Here is a 19,026-nt window from a genome sequence, read left to right as displayed (position 1 = left end):
CCTTTTTCTTAATTTCCTTTTCTTCAAAAATTTTACTTTTTTTTTACCCTACCCGATTAGAAAGGGTGTTCTTTTGATATTTTGCATGAGGTGGCAGATGGCGGATACTGCGGCGTTTTCATTCTGCCATTATTGTTCACATATTTCCCTTTTTCAAAAAAGATTCTTCGGAAAAAAGGGCCCGTTCGCGGATCGATTATAATGCTTGGCGTCATTGCTCGACTCAATGACATCGCAGCACGCATTGACATGCAATCGATAATATATGTCTGCGGTTGCCATCTTCGTCGTGGAGCAGAGTTCGGCCTTTTATACAATCGAAGGTATATAGCCTAATTATGACTCCATATATCGATAGATTCGTGAGAGATATATGCAATCATCATATTCATATTCTGGCATATCGATATGATAATTTGCAGGGCATTTCGCTCTCTCCTGATGTCCTCCTGCCTCGATTGGAATATTTACAGCGCGTGCATCCCCGTGCACGTGACATCACAATGGGGATCGGCTTCTGTCGGTTGGTGTCGGGCGAACCACGCGCGTCAGAGGTGTTCGAGTTTCTGGCCATGGTTACGCGATCACCTCTGGCCCGCTTCTTTCTGCTGATCACACGAATGCATTTCAGCGGTCACGACGTGGCCGCAACCGAACTTCATGCGCTTTTAAGCGAAACAGCGATCATCTTTCCCGAAATCGCCTTCACGCTGTTCAGCACCATCGCCGACGCCAGTCACGGCCCAGGGTGGTGCGGCATGATGGCCGACGGAGGACTGGTTGTAGGCCTGCCCGATCACACGACGGGCCGCCTCGTCCTGTACCATGACGGGCGAGAGCAACCGGTCGACCTGGCCTTGCGTGCGCAATGTCCTGGCTATCAAATCTGGGATGTCACGCCGTTCGATCTGCCGCCTAGTCTTCCGCGCATCGATATCCTTCAGGACGGCCGCAATCTGCTGGGCAGCAGCATCGACAGTAGCGCGATATGGAACTTCGAAGCCTTTATTGAGGGCAGTCCCGAAGGACTAAGCGGCTGGTGCCGCTACCCCAGCAATCTGCATGCGGGCGACAGGATTCGGATACAGACGGCCGGCGAAAACCGATTGCTGTTTGATGGTACAATCAAACCAGGCGGCAACAGCCTGTCCGGCAAACCACCTGATATATACGCCTCGCTCTTGCAGGTCGAGAAGCCGCGCACGGAGTTCGTTATTCCCTGGCAGGAGTTGCAAGGCGCCCGGACAGAAGCCGTCACCGTCACCGATCGCTTCGGCCGCGCTTTTTACGGCAGCCCGATCGATCCCCTCGCCGGACAGCGCTATGCTCGTGCACAGGCTGAATGGGTCGCCACCCGGTTCCCCAGCGGCCACCCCACGCCGGTGAAGCCCTCCTTCAGCCAGCCGTTTCCCACGCTTTACACGCCCCGTTTCGCTAGACAGGAAATTGAGGCAACGACTCATCCCAACCGCCGGGTCGCGGTCATTATCACGGTTTATCGCGGCTATGAAATCACCAGAACCTGCATTACACGGGTTTTACAACATCGCGACCTGCGTAATCGCGTTGTCATCGTCAATGACTGCTCTCCCGACCCACGCATTACCGCCTTCCTCGATACGCTCGTCGAACTGGCGGGCGTAACGGTCCTGACCAACCCCCAGAACAAGGGATTCACCTTCTCGGCCAATCGCGGCCTGCACACCGTTGCGCCAGATGAAGATGTTATCTTGCTGAATAGCGATACGCTGCCGCCGCCACGTTGGATCGATGCGCTGCAGCGCACGGTTTATCGCGCGCCCGATATCGGCACGGCCACGCCTTTGTCCAACGCGGCGACCATCTTCAGCTATCCGCGCTCAGATAGCATCAATCCCATTCCATCCTATGAAAGGGTCGTCGAGATTGCGGAACTATTGGCCGCCCGTGACGACAATGCGTTGATCGACGTTCCCACTGCCCATGGCTACTGCATGTATATCCGCGCGGAGTGCCTGCATCAGACAGGCCTTTTTCGGGAGGATGTTTTTGCGCAGGGCTATGGTGAGGAAAATGATTTTTGCCGCCGTGCTGCTGCTCTGGGATGGCGGCACGTGGCGTGTCTGGGCACCTATGTCGGCCATGCGGAAGGGCAATCCTTCAGCGCGGTCCGTAACGACCTGATCCGCCGCAATCTGGCGATCCTCAACGGCCTGCATCCCGGATATGACGGGATGATTCAGGCATGGCTGGCGCGCGATCCGCTGGCCCCCCTGCGTCGCGATCTGGATCTGGTCCGCCTGCGCGATACGATCCGCGAACGGCCTGTAACAGCACTGATAACCCACGATAGGGAGGGGGGCGTCCAGCGTTTCGTTCGTGAACGCGCATGCAACAACTTGGAAACTGGACGGATGTCCCTGATCATTTCGCCCGGTCATACTGACGGTACGGCCGAATCATGCTGGAAGATCGAACCCTTCCTGCCGGAAGACTACCCGAATATCATCATGCCCCGACATGGTATGGAGCTGCGCACGCTCTTCGTCGCGCTCGGTTGCGACCGGATCGAGATCCACAGCTATGTCGGTGCCGGAATCCGGGACGTTCACCGGATATCTCGCTTCGGTATCGATTATGTCGTCTATCTCCATGATTATTCATGGCTCTGTCCGCGCATTACATTAGTATCGTACAACGATCTATATTGTGGCGAGCCGACTCCGGACATTTGCCAACGCTGTGTCACCGATCTGGGCTCCCAGAACGATGACGACATCGCTCCATCGCTGCTGAGGGAGTTGAGCGACGATTTGTTCCAGCGAGCTAAGGCCGTCATCGCGCCCAGCCAGGATGTCGCCCATCGATACCGCCGCCATACCAGCGCCTCGGTGACCCTAGCCTCGTGGGAGCCGGCGACACCACTTCGTGCCGCCATTTTTCCTCCCAAAGCGCCGCAGGACATACGTCGAATATTATTGATCGGCGCCATCAGCAAAGAGAAAGGATTCAATATCCTGCTCGCCCTGGCCCGGCACATCGCGGATAATGCCCTGCCGTTGCGCTTTGTCATTATCGGCTTTACCTGCGATGACCAGCGCCTGTTAGCCACCGGCGTAGTCGAGATTACCGGACGATACAGCAGCGAGGAACTGCCTGCGCTGATTCGGGCCCACCCCTGCGACTGGGGCTTTCTGCCGGCAATCTGGCCGGAAACCTGGTCTTTTGTCCTGACCGAATTCTGGCGACAGGAATTGCCCGTGATCACATTCGATATCGGAACACCAGCCGAACGAGTCCGGGCCACCGGCAATGGGTGCGTCATTCCCTTGCATCTGTCTGTCGCCTCTCTTGCCATGGTGCTGATGAACCCATGGCAGATCCCCCCGCACTGACATGCAAGGCACAACGAAGAGTATCGATAACGAAAAACGATTATAAAACAAAAGGATTCAGAAAATGAAATTATACCTTGCCTTAAACGAACACGGCACCCACGGGGACATTGCGTTACACACAAAGCTCGCCGTTCTGTCTGCAAGGAAACACTCTGATTTAGACATTAAAATGTTATATATCGGGCGAAGAAACGAATTTACTCAATGGCTGGAGACACATGGGGTCGAAATACTTGATCAACATCTTCCATACTATGATTTAATCAAGCGCTTGTCCGATGAGGGAAAATATAATCTATCAACCGTTGGGCATTGGCTCAGAACAAACGTCTGCCTGACGACAAATGATGACTATGTATTGTACTCCGATATTGATGTTTTGTTTCTGTCAAACCCCATTGGGTTGGAAAGAGAACCATCATATTTCATGGCCGCTCCCGAATTCAAAAAGGACGGATGGAATTATTTCAATGCGGGGGTAATGCACATCAATGTGCGTAAATTTCAGGAGACGTACCCCGAATTCGAAAAATATATAAGAAAAAATATAGAAGAAAAGACTTATCAGTTCCATGACCAGATTGCCTACAATACTTTCTATCGCGGAAAGTGGGAAAAACTCGCCCTCGAGATGAATTGGAAAGTATACTGGGGTGCAAATAAAGAGGCGAAGATATTGCATTTCCATGGCCCGAAGCTGGGAGCCATCAATGCGATTCTCTCAGGACAGTGGGATTGGAACAACGAGCACGGCCGACAGATCGGCAGTATTTTTGCACAAAACATCAGTTCATATCGGTATTATATCGCCTTCTTACTCGATTATATCGACGAACTTTCACATCATGAACGCGAGTTCATCCTGGATATTCATTACAATATGAGTAGAGATTTTGATACCTCTCGCTATAAGCCAGATACGACTTTCATGAATTTCAAGATGTTTCCAGAAGATTAGAAAAAATCACAACCTGACAAACTCGTCGAAATTACGAATCACCCTCCAGGAACCGATGATGTAGAGTGCATTGTGATTGTTCAAATTCTCACAACGCACCCTCAACACCAATCTTGAAATAAGGCCCTACGACCAGCGCCACGCCTCGATCTCCGGCATGTCACGGCCATGTTCCGCAATATAGCGGGTATGATCGACCAGCTTGTCGCGGATCGCCTGCTTGGCATAGGCGGCGCGGGTCGCCAGTCCCGGCACGCGGTCGATGACGTTCGAGACCAGATGGAACCGGTCGAGATGATTGCGCACCACCATGTCGAACGGCGTCGTGGTCGATCCTTCCTCGCGGAACCCGTGGACATGGAAATTCCGCGCATTCGCCCGGCGATAGATCAGCTTGTGGATCAGCTGCGGATAGCCGTGGAAGGCAAAGATCACCGGCCGGTCGATCGTGAACAGCGCATCGAAGGCCGCGTCATCCAGCCCGTGCGGGTGCTGGCTGGGGGAATCCAGCGTCATCAGGTCCACGACATTGATCACGCGCACCTTCAGATCCGGCGCATGCTCGCGCAGCAGCTTGACCGCCGCCAGGGTCTCCAGCGTCGGCACATCGCCGGCACAGGCCATCACCACGTCGGGCTCGCCACCCTTGTCGTTGCTGGCCCATTCCCAGATGCCGATGCCCGCCTCGCAATGGCGGATCGCATCGTCCAGCCCCAGCCATTGCGGCTCGGGCTGCTTGCCGGCCACGATCACGTTGATACGGTCCCAGCTTTGCAGGCAGTGGGCGGTGGTCCACAACAGGGTATTGGCATCGGGCGGCAGATAGACGCGGGCGAACTCGGCCTTCTTGTTGATCACATGGTCGATGAAGCCCGGGTCCTGATGGCTGAAGCCGTTATGGTCCTGGCGCCAGACATGCGAGGTCAGCAGATAGTTCAGCGACGCGATCGACCGCCGCCACGGCACCTCGGCCGCGGTCTTCAGCCATTTGGCATGCTGGTTCACCATCGAATCAATGATGTGGATAAACGCCTCGTAGCAGGACAGGAAACCGTGCCGCCCGGTCAGCAGATAGCCTTCCAGCCATCCCTGGCAGGTATGCTCGCTCAGGATTTCCATCACATGGCCGTCGCGCGCCAGATGGTCGTCATAATCAAAGGTTTCGGCGTTCCACGCCCGGTTGGTAGCATCCAGCACCGCGTTCAGGCGGTTGGAATTGTTCTCGTCCGGCGACAGAACCCGGAAATTGCGCGACTCCAGGTTCAGCTTCATCACGTCGCGCAGCCAATCGCCCATCACGCGCGTGCTCTCGCCGGTCTCGTGCCCCGGGCCGGTAACCGGAACCGCATAATCGGCAATGTCGGGCAGCCGCAGCGGGCGCTTCAACTGGCCGCCATTGGCATGCGGGTTGTCGCTCATCCGCAGCGTGCCGGCGGGCGCCAGGGCCGCGATCTCGGGGAACAGCCGCCCGGATTCGTCGAACAGCTCTTCCGGCTTGTAGCTGCGCAGCCAGCTCTCCAGCGCCTGCAGGTGCCCCGGATGCGTCAGGTCCGAGAACGGCACCTGGTGCGACCGCCAATAGCCCTCGGTCCGCAGCCCGTCGATCTCCTTCGGGCCAGTCCAGCCCTTGGGGCTGCGCAGCACGATCATCGGCCAGGCCGGGCGCTCGGTCTTTCCATCCCCGCGCGCCGCCTTCTGGATGGCGGCAATACGGTCGAACGCCAGATCCATGGCCGCCGCCATCTTCTGGTGCATCGGGTCCGGATCATGCCCCTCGACGAAGATCGGCTCATAGCCATAGCCACGCAGCAGCGCCGCCAGTTCACGGGGCGCGATGCGGGCCAGGATCGTCGGGTTGGCGATCTTGTAGCCGTTCAGATGCAGGATCGGCAGCACCGCGCCATCGGTCGCGGGATCGACGAATTTGTTGCTGTGCCACGAGGTCGCCAGCGGCCCGGTCTCGGCCTCGCCATCGCCGATCACGCAGGCCACGACCAGGTCCGGATTGTCGAACGCCGCGCCATAGGCGTGCGACAGCGAATAGCCCAGCTCGCCACCCTCATGGATCGAACCCGGCGTGGTGGCGGCCGCGTGGCTGGGAATGCCGCCGGGGAACGAGAACTGCTTCATCAGCCGCCCCAGCCCGTCCAGATCCTGCGACACCTCAGGGAAATATTCGCTGTAGGTGCCTTCCAGATAGGTGCTGGCGACGATACCCGGTGCCCCATGCCCCGGCCCGGCGATGAAGAGCACGGACGTATCGCGCGCCCGGATGATGCGGTTCAGATGCAGCCAGAGGAAATTCAGTCCCGGCGTGGTGCCCCAATGGCCCAGCAGGCGCGGCTTGGTATGCTCCAGTTGCAACGGCTCGCGCAGCAGCGGATTGGCCATCAGATAGATCTGCCCGACGGACAGGTAATTGGCGGCATGCCACCAGCGATTGAACAGGGCGAGTTCGGTTTCCGAAAGAGGCGCGACCGACGGGGCCTCCGAGAGGGGCTCGTTCATTTTCGTTCCTTCCCTTTGACGTTTCCGGCCGGCGTCATGCCCGTGCCGGGACTATGCCTGCATCAGACCCGGGCCGGCATTAGACTGGCCGCGACGTGACGGCGGATCATGCTTTCCTCGTCCGTCGGAATCACCCGGACTTCCACCGCGCTGTCCGGGGTGCTGATCACGGCCGCATGGGCATCGTTCGCGGCCGGGTCCAGCCGCACGCCCAGCCAGGACAGGCGGGCGCAGGCCGCCTGACGGATGGCCGCATCATGCTCGCCGATCCCGGCGGTAAAGACCAGCCCGTCCAGGCCGCCGAGCACCGGGATCATGCCGCCGATCTGCTGCACCAGGCGATAGGTGAACATCTCCAGCGCCTCGCGGGCGGCCGCATCGCCAGCCGCGCGCTCCTGCAGGTCCCGCACGTCGCTGGACACACCCGACAGGCCCATCAGGCCGGCCTGATGGTACAGCACCTTCTCGATCCCCGCCGCATCCAGCCCCTCGGCGCGCATCATGTACAGCAGCACGCCCGGATCGATCTGCCCGCAGCGCGTGCCCATCACCAGCCCGTCAAGGACTGAGAAGCCCATCGTGGTCTCGATGCTGCGCCCCGCCGCCATCGCACACAGGCTGGCGCCGTTGCCCAGATGCGCCACGATCGTCCGCCCCGCCGCCAGCCGCGGCGACAGGCCGGGCAGACACGAGGCGATATATTCATAGGACAGGCCATGGAACCCATACCGCCGCACACCCTTCGCCCCATAGCTGGCCGGCAGCGGCAGGCGCGTCGCGGTGACGGGCAGCGTGTGGTGGAAGGCCGTATCGAAACAGGCGATCTGCGGCAGGTCGGGCCGCAGCGCCAGCAGGGCACGGATCGGCCCCAGGCTGGCCGGCTGGTGCAGCGGCGCCAGCGGCGTCAGCGCGTCCAGCCGCGCCAGAGTCTCAGGCGTGATGCGGATCGGGGCTGCATATTCGGGCCCGCCATGGACCACGCGATGCCCCACCCCCAGCAGCGGCACGTCCCCCAGATGGGACGTCACCCAGTCCAGCAGGCTGGCCACCGGGCCATGATGCGGGTCCTCACCTTCCGGGGCCGGCTCCGGCCAGGTCTGGTCGACCAGCACCGCACCGTCGGCCCCGGTGGCGCGGAAATGCGGATGGGTATGCAGCCCTTCCAACTGGCCATGCGCAATGCGGCGCGCCTCGGCCCCCGGCTCCTGATGGAACAGGGTGAACTTTACGCTGGAAGAGCCGGCATTGAGTGCAAGAATTGCCGTCGCCATGGAAGCATCGTTCCCTGTGTTGTCCGCTATGCCACGTACCCTAACGCCCGGCTGGGGCATGGATCATTGACCCGTATCAAGGTTCCTTGGGCAAGCGTTCCCGTTCTTTTTTGAAAAAAAGAACCAAAAAACTTTTGATTTTTAAAGGGGAAATCCAACGGGCTTCGTACGATGCCAACGGACAAAAGTCTTTTTGCTTCTTTTTCTTCAGAAAAAGAAGATCCTTAAGACCCGCCCCGCACGATATCCCCCAACACCCGCACCGCCCGCTTGCGCGCCTGCGCCGCATCGCACCCCAGCGCGATCAGGGCAGGAATCTGGGCAGGCCGACGCAGAACGCTGAGGAGAATCCCCCCCAGCCCGATCCCACCATCAGGCCGCAGCGCCAGCACCGCCGCCGGCGGCAAAGTCCGGCCCGCCGGGTCGCACACCACGCGCAAAACGGCGAATGGCAGACCGGCCCGTTCCGCACCTTCGGCGACGAAGCCGCTTTCCATGTCCAACCCGGCGCAGCCGGTCGTCCGGAACAGCGCACCCTTGCGCCCGGCGGTCGCCACGATGTCGTCGCTGTGCAGCAGGTCGGTACCCACCCGGTCGGGCCGCTCATCGCCCAGCCAGGCCAGCAGGGAGGGCGCCGCCGCCAGAATCCGCCCATCGGGCAGCCGCACATGCCGGGGCACCAGCACCGCGCCGGGCCGAAGATCGGGATCGAGCCCGGCCGCCAGCCCGAACGACAGGATCGCATCCACCCCGTGCCGTACCAGTTCATCGACAGCGGCCCGCGCCCCCTCGGCGGTGGCACCGCTGATACCGACCCGCGCGGCAGGCAAGGCAGCGCGGACCAACGCGGCCTCGGCCTCCATCCCGACCACGACACCCAAGCGCGCCGGCACCACGTCAGGTCCGGGCACGATCAGAAACCGAACGCGACGCGGCGGGTATTGCTGGATTCCAGATTGCGGTAGCGCGCCAGCGCCATCAGCGGGAAGAACTGCCGATAGCCGTGGTAACGCAGATAGAAGACCTTGGGGAACCCAACGGCGTTATACGGGTCCTCGTCCCATTCCCCGTCTTCCTTCTGCGTGCGGGCCAGATAGGCCATGCCCCGCGCCACGGCGGGGTCGTCACGCAGGCCGGCGGCCATCAGGCCCAGCGTCGCCCACGCCGTCTGCGACGGCAGGCTCTCGGTATAGATGCCCGCCGTGGCGCCCTCATAGGTCGCGCAATCCTCGCCCCAGCCGCCATCCTCGCGCTGGACCGAACGCAGCCAGTCCACCGCGCGCACAATGGCGGGGTCGTCATGCGACATGCCGGCGACGTTCAGCGCGCACAGCACCGACCATGTGCCATAGATGTAATTGGTGCCCCAGCGGCCGAACCAGCAGCCCTCGGCTTCCTGATCGGTGCGCAGATAGGCGATCCCCCGCTCGATCACCGGCCGATCCTCGGGACGGCCGAGCTGGGCGAGGAACGAGACACAGCGTGCGGTCACATCGGCGGTCGGCGGGTCCAGCAGCGCGCCGTGATCGGCAAAGGGAATATGGTTGAGGAATTCCATATTATTGTCGATGTCGAACGCACCCCAACCGCCATTGGTGCTCTGCATGCCAATGATCCACTGGCGCGCCCGCTCGATCGCCTCGTGATGGGCCGGGTCGCCCTCGCGATGCAGCAGCATCCCGACCACAGCCGTATCGTCCACGTCGGGGTAGTAATCGTTATTATACTGGAAGGCCCAGCCGCCGGGGGCCACATCGGGGCAGTTGATCGCCCAGTCGCCCTTCACATTCAGGATCTGCCGGTCCAGCAGCCACTGCGCGGCAGCGGCCAGCTTCTTCTTCGTCTCTTCGGGGCGAATACCCTCGGGGCCGGACGCGGCCTCGATCATCGCATGGCCGGCCAGGCCGGTATCCCAGATCGGCGAGACACAGGGCTGGCAATAGGCCTCGTCGCCATGCTCCACCAGCAGGCGCCGCACCGACTCCCACGCCGTCGCGGCGCGCGGGTCGCTGTCGGGCACGCCCAGCGCGCGATACATCATCACGGAATTGGCCATGGCGGGATAGATCGCGCCCAGCCCGTCCACCCCGTTCAGGCGCGGCTCGATGAAATCGACCGCCGCCTTGATCGCGCGGCGGCGCGTCGCCTCGGGGATCAGCCGCTCGCCGGGGCGGATCACCTTGTCCACATATTTGAACACCCGGCCCAGCGGCGACCGGTAGGGGCCACGGATCCAGTCCCGCACCTGTGCGGGCGGGGTGACGAACAATTCGGGCACATGCACGTCGCGCGGATTGATCGCGCGCGGCCGCAGCGCCGCCAGCACCAGCAGCGGCGCAATCACCGTCCGCGACCAGTAGGACATGTTCCAGACGGAGAAGAATGCCTTGCGCGGCAGCAGCATCAGCTCGACCGGCATCGCGGGCGTGGCGTGCCACGGCACCTCGCCGAACAGGGCCAGTTGGAAACGGGTGAAGACGTTGCTGCGCTCCGCCCCGCCATGGTCCAGGATCGCGGCGCGCGCGCGCGCCATGTGCGGCGCGTTGATATCGTCGCCGATCGCCTTCAGCGCGAAATACGCCTTCACCGAAGCCGACAGGTCGAACCTGCCGCCATGATAAAGCGGCCAGCCGCCATGATCGCCCTGGATGCGCCGCAGATACACGCCGATCCGCGCTTCCAGCGCCGGCTCGATCCGGTCCAGATAATGTTCCAGCAGCACATATTCCGCCGGAATGGTGGCGTCGGCTTCCAGCTCGAACACCCAGTGCCCGTCATCGTTCTGCCGGCGGCCCAGCGCCGCATGCCCGGCATCGACCGCCTGGTCGATCTCGATCATCGGTACGGCCAGGTCCGCGACATCGGCGGAAGGACGTTCAAGGGTATCGGTCGCGTTCACCATCATTCCATTGTCTCCCGCCCCCAAGGCGGGACCTGTGCAAAATGCCAGCCATTCACAATTCCGGCGGCTGGCTCATCGCCGGACAGGGTCGCGGGCGGCACGGGCCGCAGTCGCGCCGGACCTGATCGCACCTTCGATTGTCGCGGGCAATCCCGTCGCCGTCCAGTCCCCCGCCAGAAACAGGTTGCCCAGCCCGGTGCGCGCGGGCGGCCGCAGCCGCTCCTGCGCCGGGGTTGCGGCAAAGGTGGCCCGCCGCTCCCGCACCATGCGCATGGGGGGCATGTCCACCGGAAGGGGCTGTGCCAGGGCCGGATCGACCGCGGCACGAACCTCATCCCAGATCACGGCCGCCAGTTCGTCATTGTCCCGGTCGGCATAACGGTTGGCAGCGCTGACGGTCACCGACAGGATATCGTCCTTGACGAACACCCATTCGCTGACCCCGCCGACAACGCCGATAAAGCGCGCCCGGCCCAGCGCCCCGAGCGGCTTCGGCGCCGGGTCCAGGCGGAAATGGACATTGACGATGCTCTCGAACGCATCGGGCACGCGCAGGCCGGGCAGCACGCCGCCCAGCAGATCGGCCGCCACCGGCGCGGTCACCGCCATGATGACGATATCGTCCTCATCCACCGCCACCTCGCCATCCGGCAGGCGCAACCCCGTGACACGCCCATCGGCCGCCACGATGCCCGACACGCGGCACCCGGTGCGCACCTCCGCCTTCATCAGCGCCAGATGGTCCAGCGCCGGATCGACGAAGCTTTCCGACAGGCCGATGGCAGGGAAGCGCGGCAGGCAGGCCCGCCCCCCCTTGGCCAGGCTTTCGCGGATCACCGCCCCCAGCAGGGCGGCGCTGCCGGTCTCGCACATCGTGTTCAGGGCCGAGATCGCGAACGGCTCCAGCAGCCGGGTCGACAACATGCCCGGCAGCAGGCACTCCGCCACCGTCTGCTCCGGCCCCGCCTGCATCAGCCGGGTCAGCGACCGGATCTCCCCCAGCCGCATGCCCGGCACCCGCCGATGCTTCGACAGCAGCCAGAACGGGATCAGCCCCCGCGACAGATCCAGCGTCCAGCGCGACCGGTCGCCCAGATCGACGAAGGGAAAGATCGGCCGGTCGGGACCAACCAGCGTCTTTTCCGCCCCGATCAGGCCCAGATAGCGGAACACCGCATCATTGGCGGACAGCAGCAGATGGTTGCCATTGTCGATCCGACAGCCCAGATGCCGGTCGTAATAGGACCGCGCCCGCCCGCCGCAGGCAGGCCCGGCCTCGTAGACCGTCAGCCGGCCGCCGCTGCCCGCCAGCTCAACCGCCGCCGACAGGCCGGCCAGCCCGCCGCCAACAATATGGACATGCCCCGCCATCGCGTTATCCGACCAGCGCGCGGGCGGCGATCAGCAGCTTGCGCGGCCGCGACAGCGACACGCGCCGTTCCGGATGGCGCCAGCCCTGCCGCTCCTGCGCCGTCAGGATGGCGCCGTAAGTCGCCCCCATCAGCCGCGCCGGGCGCATCGCCTGCCGGTTGCACCGCGCCATCGCCCGATGGGCGGCGCGGAAATGGTCGCGCGCGCGCCCCGCCAGCACCCGGCACACGCCCTCCAGCCCCTGGGCACGCGGCGCCCGCGCGGGGTCGAGCGGCACATTGAAACGGGTCAGCAGTTCGCGCGGCAGATACAGCCGCCCGAGCCGCGAATCCTCCGCCACGTCGCGCAGGATATTCGTGATCTGCAACGCCCGGCCCAGATGATAGGCCACCTGATCGGCTTCCTCCGACGCATCGCCGAACACCCGCACCGACAGCCGCCCCACGGCCGAGGCCACACGGTCGCAATAGAGATCGAACGTCGCCTCGTCCGGCGCGACGACGGGGCCGCGCGCGTCCATCATCATCCCGTCGATCACCGCCTCGAAATCCGCCTGCCGCAGCGAGAAGCGCGCGATCACCACCGCCAGCACCCGGTCCAGCGCATCATGGGTCCGGCCTTCGTACAGGCCGGCAATCCGCTGCCGCCAGGCTTCCAGCCCCGCTTCCTTGTCCTCGGTTGCACCTTCATCGTCCGCCACGTCATCCACCAGCCGGCAGAAGGCATAGACGGCATACATGCCATAGCGCCGATCGGGCGGCAGGATGCGCATGCCCTTGCCGAACGAGGTGCCCGACGCGCTGACCACAGCCTCGACCTGCGCCAGATCGGCCGGATCGCATCCCAGGGGAGGAGCCTGAACCGTGCGTGCCCGCGTCAATTCCATTCCCGCCTTCCCGTTTCCGTCATCCGTTCATTCCGCAGCAGCGGTTTAGGGCGGATTGCCGCCCAAGACAAAATCCCGCCCATCAGGGAAGCACGCGCAGCGCGCCCACCAGTGACCCCACGGCATCGCCGCGCGTCAGCTTCACCCGCCCGGCCAGCGGGTCCTGCCGCCGCAACCGCGCGGCCAGCCGACGCGCCAGACCGACGATCACGGCACATTCCAGCCGCATGCGCCGGTCACGCACCAGCCCCGGCAGGCGCCCTGCCTCGTCATTCAACGCATCCACGCGGTCCAGCAGCGCATTCATCACCCGCCGCAGCCCCGGCGAGGCATAAGCCGCCCGCAGATCGTCCACCGACGCGCCCTCACGCGCCAGCCAGGGCAGCGGCAGATAGCAGCGGTCGAGCGTGCGCAGATCGTCCGCGCAATCCTGCAAATGGTTCAGCACCTGCAAGGAGGTGCACAGCGCATCGGACGGGCCGAAGGTGGCCGCACTCTCACCATGCAGCCCCAGCAGGAAACGCCCGACCGGATTGGCGGAATAGCGGCAGTAATCCGCCAACTCCTCCCACGATTCATACCGGTTCTTCACCGCATCGCGGCGAAAGGCCACGATCAGGTCGGTCGCGGTTTCGACCGGCACCCCGGTCACGGCCAGCGTCCGGCCCACGCGCACCGCCGTCTGGGCATCGCGACGCAGCGGCGCCTCACGCCGGCCCAGCACCACGTCTTCCATCGCATCCAGCCGCACGATCTTGGCTTCGGGCGTCAGCCGGTCATTGTCGACGATATCGTCGATCACCCGCGCGAAATCGTAGTAGGCATGCACATGCGGCCGCAGCCGTCGGCTGATCAGCAGCGAACCGACGGGAAAATTCTCGTCCGCCGCCCCCTTGCCGGACGACACATCCTCGGTCCCCCATACGTCCTGATCGGTTCGCAGGGCGTCCTGCCGGCTCTGGGTCGCGTTCACATGCTGTCCTGTCATTTTGGCGGGGCGTTCCCGGTGGGTTCACGATAGGCGCGGCTTTTCCACACCACGCCGCGCCCCCGATGATGGTCGACGGCCGACCCGATGGTGGCGGCGGTATAGAATACGGCCACCAGCGGCAACAGCAGCGCCCAGGCCGGCGAGAGGCGGAAGCGCCGCAGCGTCGGCACGAAGGACGCCATCGAGGCGACCCAGGCCAGGGCGCCCAGCAGGCGCGGCAGCCCATGCCCGAACAGCGCCAGCAGCATCGGCGCAATCCAGACCAGCACCATGCCCAGCACGGTGCCCGCCAGCATCAGCGGCGAATAGCGCAACTGCACATAGGCGGTACGGGCCACCATGCGCCAGACATCGGCCGGGTGCGGATAGGGCCGGATCGAACGCGCCAGCCGGCTGTGCCCCAGATAGAGCCGCCCCCCGCTGCGCTTGACGTGCATGGCCAAGGTGCAATCGTCGATCAGCGCGCCACGCAGCGATTCAATGCCGCCAATGCGCGCCAGCGCGGCACGATGGATCAGGATCGACCCACCCGCCGCCCCGGCAACGCGACTGCGCGGATCGTTGACCCGCGCGAACGGATAAAGCAGCGCGAAGAAGAAGACGAAGGCCGGCACCAGCAGCTGCTCGGCCACGCTGGCGCAGTTCAGCTCCACCATCTCCGACACCATGTCCAGCCCGTCGGTCCGGGCCTTGGCCACCAGGGTCGCGACATGGGCCGGATCATGGGTGATGTCGGCATCGGTCAGGAACACGTAGCCATTATCCTCCGGCACCTGACGCCGAGCCTCGGCCACGCCCTGGGCAACGGCCCACAGCTTGCCGCTCCAGCCCGGCGGCCGTTCGCGGCCGGTCACGACGGTCAGCCGGCGCAGCGGGTCGGGCACCGCGCGCGCCAGGTCGCCGGTGCCGTCAGTGCTGCTGTCATCCACCAGGATCAGGCGGAGCGGGCCAGGATAGGACTGCCCCAGCAGAGATCCCACACAAGCCTGGACCGATCCGGCCTCGTCCCGGGCCGGAACGACCACACAGACCGGCGGCCAGTCGGCCGCCCCAGGGAGGGGAACAGGGTCCAGAATCGGCCCCCCCTGCCAGAAACGGCCATGGAAACAGATCAGAACCAGCCAGATCAGGGCGCAGAGCAGCGCCGTCAGCAGCAGGAGCATCGTCTTGGCGTCCGTCTTATTTCAGCATGCCGCTCTGGCGGAACCACGCCACCGCATCCGTCACCGCGCCCTGCGCCGGACGCGGGGCATAACCCAGCTCCCGCTGGGCCTTGGCGGAGGAAAAGAACATCTTCTTCCGCGACATGGCCAGCATCTCGCGCGTCACGCGCGGCGCGATGCCGAACCCGCGCGACAGCCATTCCGACGCCACCGCCACCGGCCAGATCACCTCCTGCGGCAGGCTGATGCGCGGCGGCTTCACGCCCGCGATCTGCGCCGTCATGGCGAACAGCTCGTTCAGCGCCAGGTTCTCGCTGCCCAGGATGTATTTCTCGCCGATCCGCCCACGCTCCAGCGCCAGGGCGTGCCCCTCCGCCACATCATCGACATGGACGATGTTCACACCGGTATCGACATAGGCCGGCATCTTTCCGGCCGCACAATCCAGGATCATCTGGCCGGTGGGGGTGGGCTTGATGTCGCGCGGCCCCACGGGGGTCGAGGGATTCACGATCACTGCCGGCAGGCCGCGCTCACGCACCAGGCGCAGCACTTCCTGCTCCGCCCGGTATTTCGAGCGCTTGTAGATGCCGATGACCGCATGCTCATGGACCGGCGTATCCTCGTCCGACACCGTGCCGTCACCGATCAGCCCCAGCGCCGCGACCGAGGAGCAATAGACGATCCGCTCCACCCCCGCTTCCTGCGCCGCCAGCATCAGCCGCCGCGTGCCCTCCACATTCGCCGTCATCATCGGCGCCGGGTCGGGCACCCACAGCCGATAGTCGGCGGCGACGTGAAACACATAGCGGCAGCCGCGCACCGCATCGGCAAAGGTCGCGGGGGCGGACAGGTCGCCCTCGACCATTTCGGCCGGCAGGTCGCGGATATTGGTCAGGTCGGCGCCCTTGCGGGCCATCAGCCGCAGGCTGTGCCCCCGTTGCAACAGCGTACGAGCAACGGCCGAACCGACGAATCCGGTCGCGCCGGTAACAAGCGTGGGGGCAGTCATGATCCGATCAAATGCTCCGGCAGGTTCCATCCACACGACCCGGGGGGCCGCCAGGACGGCGGAAGGCGGGGCACCATTTATCCCGACACCACATGGTGGCGCCAGACCCTCCTCTGGTGTAAGTCAGGCCCAACCCATGCGTCGGCACGGTCCCCGCGGACCGCGCCACGGCGCGGCAGACGAAGTGCGGTCAATCCTTGAAAAAGCTCACGATCCTGCTGGCCTTCCTGGGACTGGCCCTGGTAACCGGATGTACCGCATGGCTCGGCGCGGGCTCCGTGCTGAAGGCCGTCCTGTCCATCGGCTTCGTCGGATTCGGGGCCACGATCCTCGCGCAGCTTGCAGTGGATGCAATCCTGGGCGTTGCCTGGCACGCAGCCTGCCGCGAGATCGGGCTGGGGCACCTGACGATGGCCCGCATGGTCCGCGACGCGGCGGCGACCTGCCTGCCCTTCTCGCAGCTCGGCGGCATCCTGATCGGCATCCGCGCGACCGGCGCCGACGCCTCGCCGCGCACCGGCGGCCGGTCGATCGACTGGCCCGAGGCCGCCAGCGCCAACATCGTCGACCTCACGACCGAAGTGCTGGGCCAGATCGTCTTCGTGCTGATCGCGGTGGTGTTCCTGGTGGCGCACCAGCAATCCAGCCCGTTCGCCAAGCCGGTGATCATCGGCACGCTGCTGTTGGCACTGGGCATCGGCGGCTTCATCTGGACGCAGCAGCATGGCGGCACCATCCTCAAGCGCATGGCGCGCGGGCTGAGCCGCAACATCGCCACGCAATGGCACAGCGCGATGCTCAGCAGCGCCGACACGCTGCAACAGAAGCTGGACGAAGTCTGGTCGCATCCCGGCCGCATCGCCGAAGCCGCGATCGCCCATCTGCTCGCCTGGATCGGCAGCGCCGCCGCCATCTGGGTGGGCTATTATTTCCTGGGCGCACATCTCAGCCTGACCGGCGCCATCGCCATCGAGGGCGTGGCCTGCGGCATCATGTCCGTCTCGTTCCTGGTCCCGGCCGGCCTGGGCGTGCAGGAAGCCGCCTATATCGCCCTGGGGTCCGCCTTCGGCATCGACCCGTCGGTCTCGCTGGGCCTGTCGCTGCTGCGCCGGGGCCGCGATCTGGTGATCGGCATCCCCGTCCTGCTGCTATGGCAGGCGTCCGAGGTGCGCCGCCTGCGCGGCAACCCGCGGGCCACCGCCCCCGAGGATGGCCCCTATCCCGCCTCCGAACGCTCGCGCTGAACCGATCCACGCCATGACCGACCGCCCGGCCACGCCCCCCATGCCCGCCCCCCTCTTCGGCAAACTGGCCGTCATCGGCCCCGGCCTGATCGGCTCGTCGATCCTGCGCCGCGCCCAGCGGGACGGCACGATCGCCGCCGAACTGGTGGCCTGCGACATCGACCCCACCGCCCGCCAGCGGGTCGCGGAACTGGGCATCGCCGACCGGGTGGAAGCCGATCCCATCCTGGCCGCCGCCGACGCCGACTGCGTCATCCTGTGCGTGCCGGTGGGCGCGATCGCATCGGTCGGCGCCCAGATCCTGCCGGCCATGAAACCCGGCGCGATCCTCAGCGAGGTCGGCTCGACCAAACAGTCGATCATCACCGCCATCGCCCCGGCATTGCGGCCCGACATCGCCTTCGTACCGACTCACCCGATGGCCGGCACCGAATATTCAGGCCCCGACGCAGGCTTCGCGACCCTGTTCGACGACCGCTGGTGCCTGCTGACCCCGCTGGAAGAGACCGACCCGGCGGCCACCGCGATCATCGAGACGCTATGGCACCGCCTGGGCGCACGCACGCGGATCATGGACCCGGCCCATCACGACCGCGTCTGCGCCATCGTCAGCCACCTGCCGCATCTGCTCGCCTTCACCATCTGCGGCACCGCCGACGACCTGGCGGACGAAACCCGCTCCGAAGTGCTGGATTTCGCGGCCTCGGGCTTCCGCGACTTCACCCGCATCGCGGCGTCGGACCCGGTGATGTGGCGCGACATCTTCCTCAACAACCGCGAGGCCCTGCTGGAAATGCTGGCCCGCTTCATGGAAGACGCCCAGGCCATGGCCCGCGCCATCCGCTGGGGCGACGAGGATTTCATCGTCGACCGCATCGAACGCGGCCGCCACATCCGCCGCAGCCTGCTCGAGAACCGTCAGGCCTGAACCAAAGGTCCCTGCCCCCCACGCCCGCGCGAAACCGCCGCACGTACAAAGCCCTGCAGCACCAGCGCATGATGATGCGCCGGGTCACGGGCCGCATAAAGCAGCGTGAGCGTCCCATGCCGCGCCAGATCGACCAGCTTCGTCACATCGGCATTGCCGGCCGCCAGTTCCTGCCGATACCGGTCTTCAAACGCCTCCCAGCGGGCCGGATCATGCCCGAACCAGCGCCGCAGATCCGGGCTGGGCGCCGCATCCTTCAGCCACAGATCCATCGGCAGATCCGCCTTGCGCATCCCGCGCGGCCACAGCCGGTCCACGAGAACGCGCACCCCATCACCGGGCTCCGGCGCCTCATAGACACGCCGGGTCCGGACGTCAGGCAGATGGTCGCGTGTCATGCTATCCCTTCTCCCTT

General features: G+C 64.3%; 14 protein-coding genes. 4 read left to right on the top strand and 10 right to left on the bottom strand.

What is annotated here, in order from left to right; translation table 11 throughout:
• The first annotated feature begins 362 nt into the window (after positions 1-362).
• Positions 363-3,374, top strand: a complete 3,012-nt coding sequence (locus HLH35_RS04300) for a glycosyltransferase (RefSeq protein ID WP_182977926.1) — start codon at positions 363-365, stop codon at positions 3,372-3,374.
• A 64-nt stretch (positions 3,375-3,438) separates the two neighbouring features.
• Complete coding sequence (locus HLH35_RS04295; protein WP_182977925.1) at positions 3,439-4,335, top strand: glycosyltransferase; 897 nt, start codon at positions 3,439-3,441, stop codon at positions 4,333-4,335.
• A gap of 126 nt (positions 4,336-4,461) precedes the next feature.
• Here HLH35_RS04295 and HLH35_RS04290 read toward each other — a convergent pair whose 3' ends face one another.
• From HLH35_RS04290 to hpnA, 9 genes are all read right to left on the bottom strand, one after another.
• Positions 4,462-6,843: a phosphoketolase family protein gene (locus tag HLH35_RS04290; RefSeq protein WP_182977924.1), complete on the bottom strand. Its 2,382-nt coding sequence runs from the start codon at positions 6,841-6,843 to the stop codon at positions 4,462-4,464.
• A gap of 62 nt (positions 6,844-6,905) precedes the next feature.
• The gene (locus HLH35_RS04285) at positions 6,906-8,114 is read right to left on the bottom strand and encodes an acetate/propionate family kinase (RefSeq protein ID WP_182977923.1); all 1,209 of its coding nucleotides are present in this window, start codon (positions 8,112-8,114) and stop codon (positions 6,906-6,908) included.
• 224 nt (positions 8,115-8,338) lie between these two features.
• Positions 8,339-8,977: a nucleoside phosphorylase-I family protein gene (locus HLH35_RS04280; protein ID WP_182977987.1), complete on the bottom strand. Its 639-nt coding sequence runs from the start codon at positions 8,975-8,977 to the stop codon at positions 8,339-8,341.
• A gap of 50 nt (positions 8,978-9,027) precedes the next feature.
• Positions 9,028-10,953: a squalene--hopene cyclase gene (gene shc, locus HLH35_RS04275; RefSeq protein ID WP_246384841.1), complete on the bottom strand. Its 1,926-nt coding sequence runs from the start codon at positions 10,951-10,953 to the stop codon at positions 9,028-9,030.
• A 135-nt stretch (positions 10,954-11,088) separates the two neighbouring features.
• On the bottom strand, positions 11,089-12,387 hold the full coding sequence (hpnE, locus tag HLH35_RS04270) for a hydroxysqualene dehydroxylase HpnE (protein ID WP_182977921.1): 1,299 nt from the start codon (positions 12,385-12,387) through the stop codon (positions 11,089-11,091).
• Positions 12,388-12,391: 4 nt separating this feature from the next.
• The gene (gene hpnD / locus HLH35_RS04265; RefSeq protein WP_182977920.1) at positions 12,392-13,273 is read right to left on the bottom strand and encodes a presqualene diphosphate synthase HpnD; all 882 of its coding nucleotides are present in this window, start codon (positions 13,271-13,273) and stop codon (positions 12,392-12,394) included.
• An 82-nt stretch (positions 13,274-13,355) separates the two neighbouring features.
• Positions 13,356-14,261 carry a squalene synthase HpnC gene (gene hpnC, locus HLH35_RS04260; protein ID WP_182977919.1) on the bottom strand — a complete coding sequence of 302 codons (906 nt, stop codon included), beginning with the start codon at positions 14,259-14,261 and terminating at the stop codon, positions 13,356-13,358.
• Positions 14,258-15,427, bottom strand: coding sequence for a glycosyltransferase (locus tag HLH35_RS04255; protein WP_182977918.1), 1,170 nt, complete (start codon positions 15,425-15,427; stop codon positions 14,258-14,260). Before HLH35_RS04255 ends, hpnC begins: the two co-directional genes overlap by 4 nt.
• Positions 15,428-15,443: 16 nt before the next feature.
• Positions 15,444-16,439, bottom strand: a complete 996-nt coding sequence (gene hpnA / locus HLH35_RS04250; protein WP_182977917.1) for a hopanoid-associated sugar epimerase — start codon at positions 16,437-16,439, stop codon at positions 15,444-15,446.
• 197 nt (positions 16,440-16,636) lie between these two features.
• On the opposite strand from hpnA, the gene HLH35_RS04245 reads away from it, so the two are divergent.
• Positions 16,637-17,683, top strand: a complete 1,047-nt coding sequence (locus HLH35_RS04245) for a lysylphosphatidylglycerol synthase domain-containing protein (protein WP_182977916.1) — start codon at positions 16,637-16,639, stop codon at positions 17,681-17,683.
• A 13-nt stretch (positions 17,684-17,696) separates the two neighbouring features.
• Complete coding sequence (locus HLH35_RS04240) at positions 17,697-18,611, top strand: prephenate dehydrogenase/arogenate dehydrogenase family protein (protein ID WP_182977915.1); 915 nt, start codon at positions 17,697-17,699, stop codon at positions 18,609-18,611.
• On the opposite strand, the gene HLH35_RS04235 is transcribed toward HLH35_RS04240, so the two are convergent.
• On the bottom strand, positions 18,602-19,009 hold the full coding sequence (locus HLH35_RS04235) for a DUF488 domain-containing protein (protein ID WP_182977914.1): 408 nt from the start codon (positions 19,007-19,009) through the stop codon (positions 18,602-18,604). The genes HLH35_RS04240 and HLH35_RS04235 overlap by 10 nt on opposite strands.
• Positions 19,010-19,026: the final 17 nt, after the last annotated feature.

It is taken from the genome of Gluconacetobacter asukensis (assembly GCF_014174375.1).
GTDB classification, from domain to species: Bacteria; Pseudomonadota; Alphaproteobacteria; order Acetobacterales; family Acetobacteraceae; genus Gluconacetobacter; species Gluconacetobacter asukensis.
Note: the sequence above shows the minus strand (reverse complement) of the source record. Positions and strands in the feature narration are given on the sequence as shown.

What these genes read in the sequence shown, in the direction of transcription:
- HLH35_RS04290 (WP_182977924.1), bottom strand. Translation starts at nt 6,843, where the DNA reads ATGAACGAGCCCCTCTCGGAGGCCCCGTCGGTCGCGCCTCTTTCGGAA.
- hpnE (WP_182977921.1), bottom strand. Translation starts at nt 12,387, where the DNA reads ATGGCGGGGCATGTCCATATTGTTGGCGGCGGGCTGGCCGGCCTGTCG.
- HLH35_RS04280 (WP_182977987.1), bottom strand. Translation starts at nt 8,977, where the DNA reads ATGGAGGCCGAGGCCGCGTTGGTCCGCGCTGCCTTGCCTGCCGCGCGG.
- hpnD (WP_182977920.1), bottom strand. Translation starts at nt 13,273, where the DNA reads ATGGAATTGACGCGGGCACGCACGGTTCAGGCTCCTCCCCTGGGATGC.
- hpnA (WP_182977917.1), bottom strand. Translation starts at nt 16,439, where the DNA reads ATGACTGCCCCCACGCTTGTTACCGGCGCGACCGGATTCGTCGGTTCG.
- shc (WP_246384841.1), bottom strand. Translation starts at nt 10,953, where the DNA reads ATGATCGAGATCGACCAGGCGGTCGATGCCGGGCATGCGGCGCTGGGC.
- HLH35_RS04285 (WP_182977923.1), bottom strand. Translation starts at nt 8,114, where the DNA reads ATGGCGACGGCAATTCTTGCACTCAATGCCGGCTCTTCCAGCGTAAAG.
- HLH35_RS04235 (WP_182977914.1), bottom strand. Translation starts at nt 19,009, where the DNA reads ATGACACGCGACCATCTGCCTGACGTCCGGACCCGGCGTGTCTATGAG.
- HLH35_RS04295 (WP_182977925.1), top strand. Translation starts at nt 3,439, where the DNA reads ATGAAATTATACCTTGCCTTAAACGAACACGGCACCCACGGGGACATT.
- hpnC (WP_182977919.1), bottom strand. Translation starts at nt 14,261, where the DNA reads ATGACAGGACAGCATGTGAACGCGACCCAGAGCCGGCAGGACGCCCTG.
- HLH35_RS04255 (WP_182977918.1), bottom strand. Translation starts at nt 15,427, where the DNA reads ATGCTCCTGCTGCTGACGGCGCTGCTCTGCGCCCTGATCTGGCTGGTT.
- HLH35_RS04240 (WP_182977915.1), top strand. Translation starts at nt 17,697, where the DNA reads ATGACCGACCGCCCGGCCACGCCCCCCATGCCCGCCCCCCTCTTCGGC.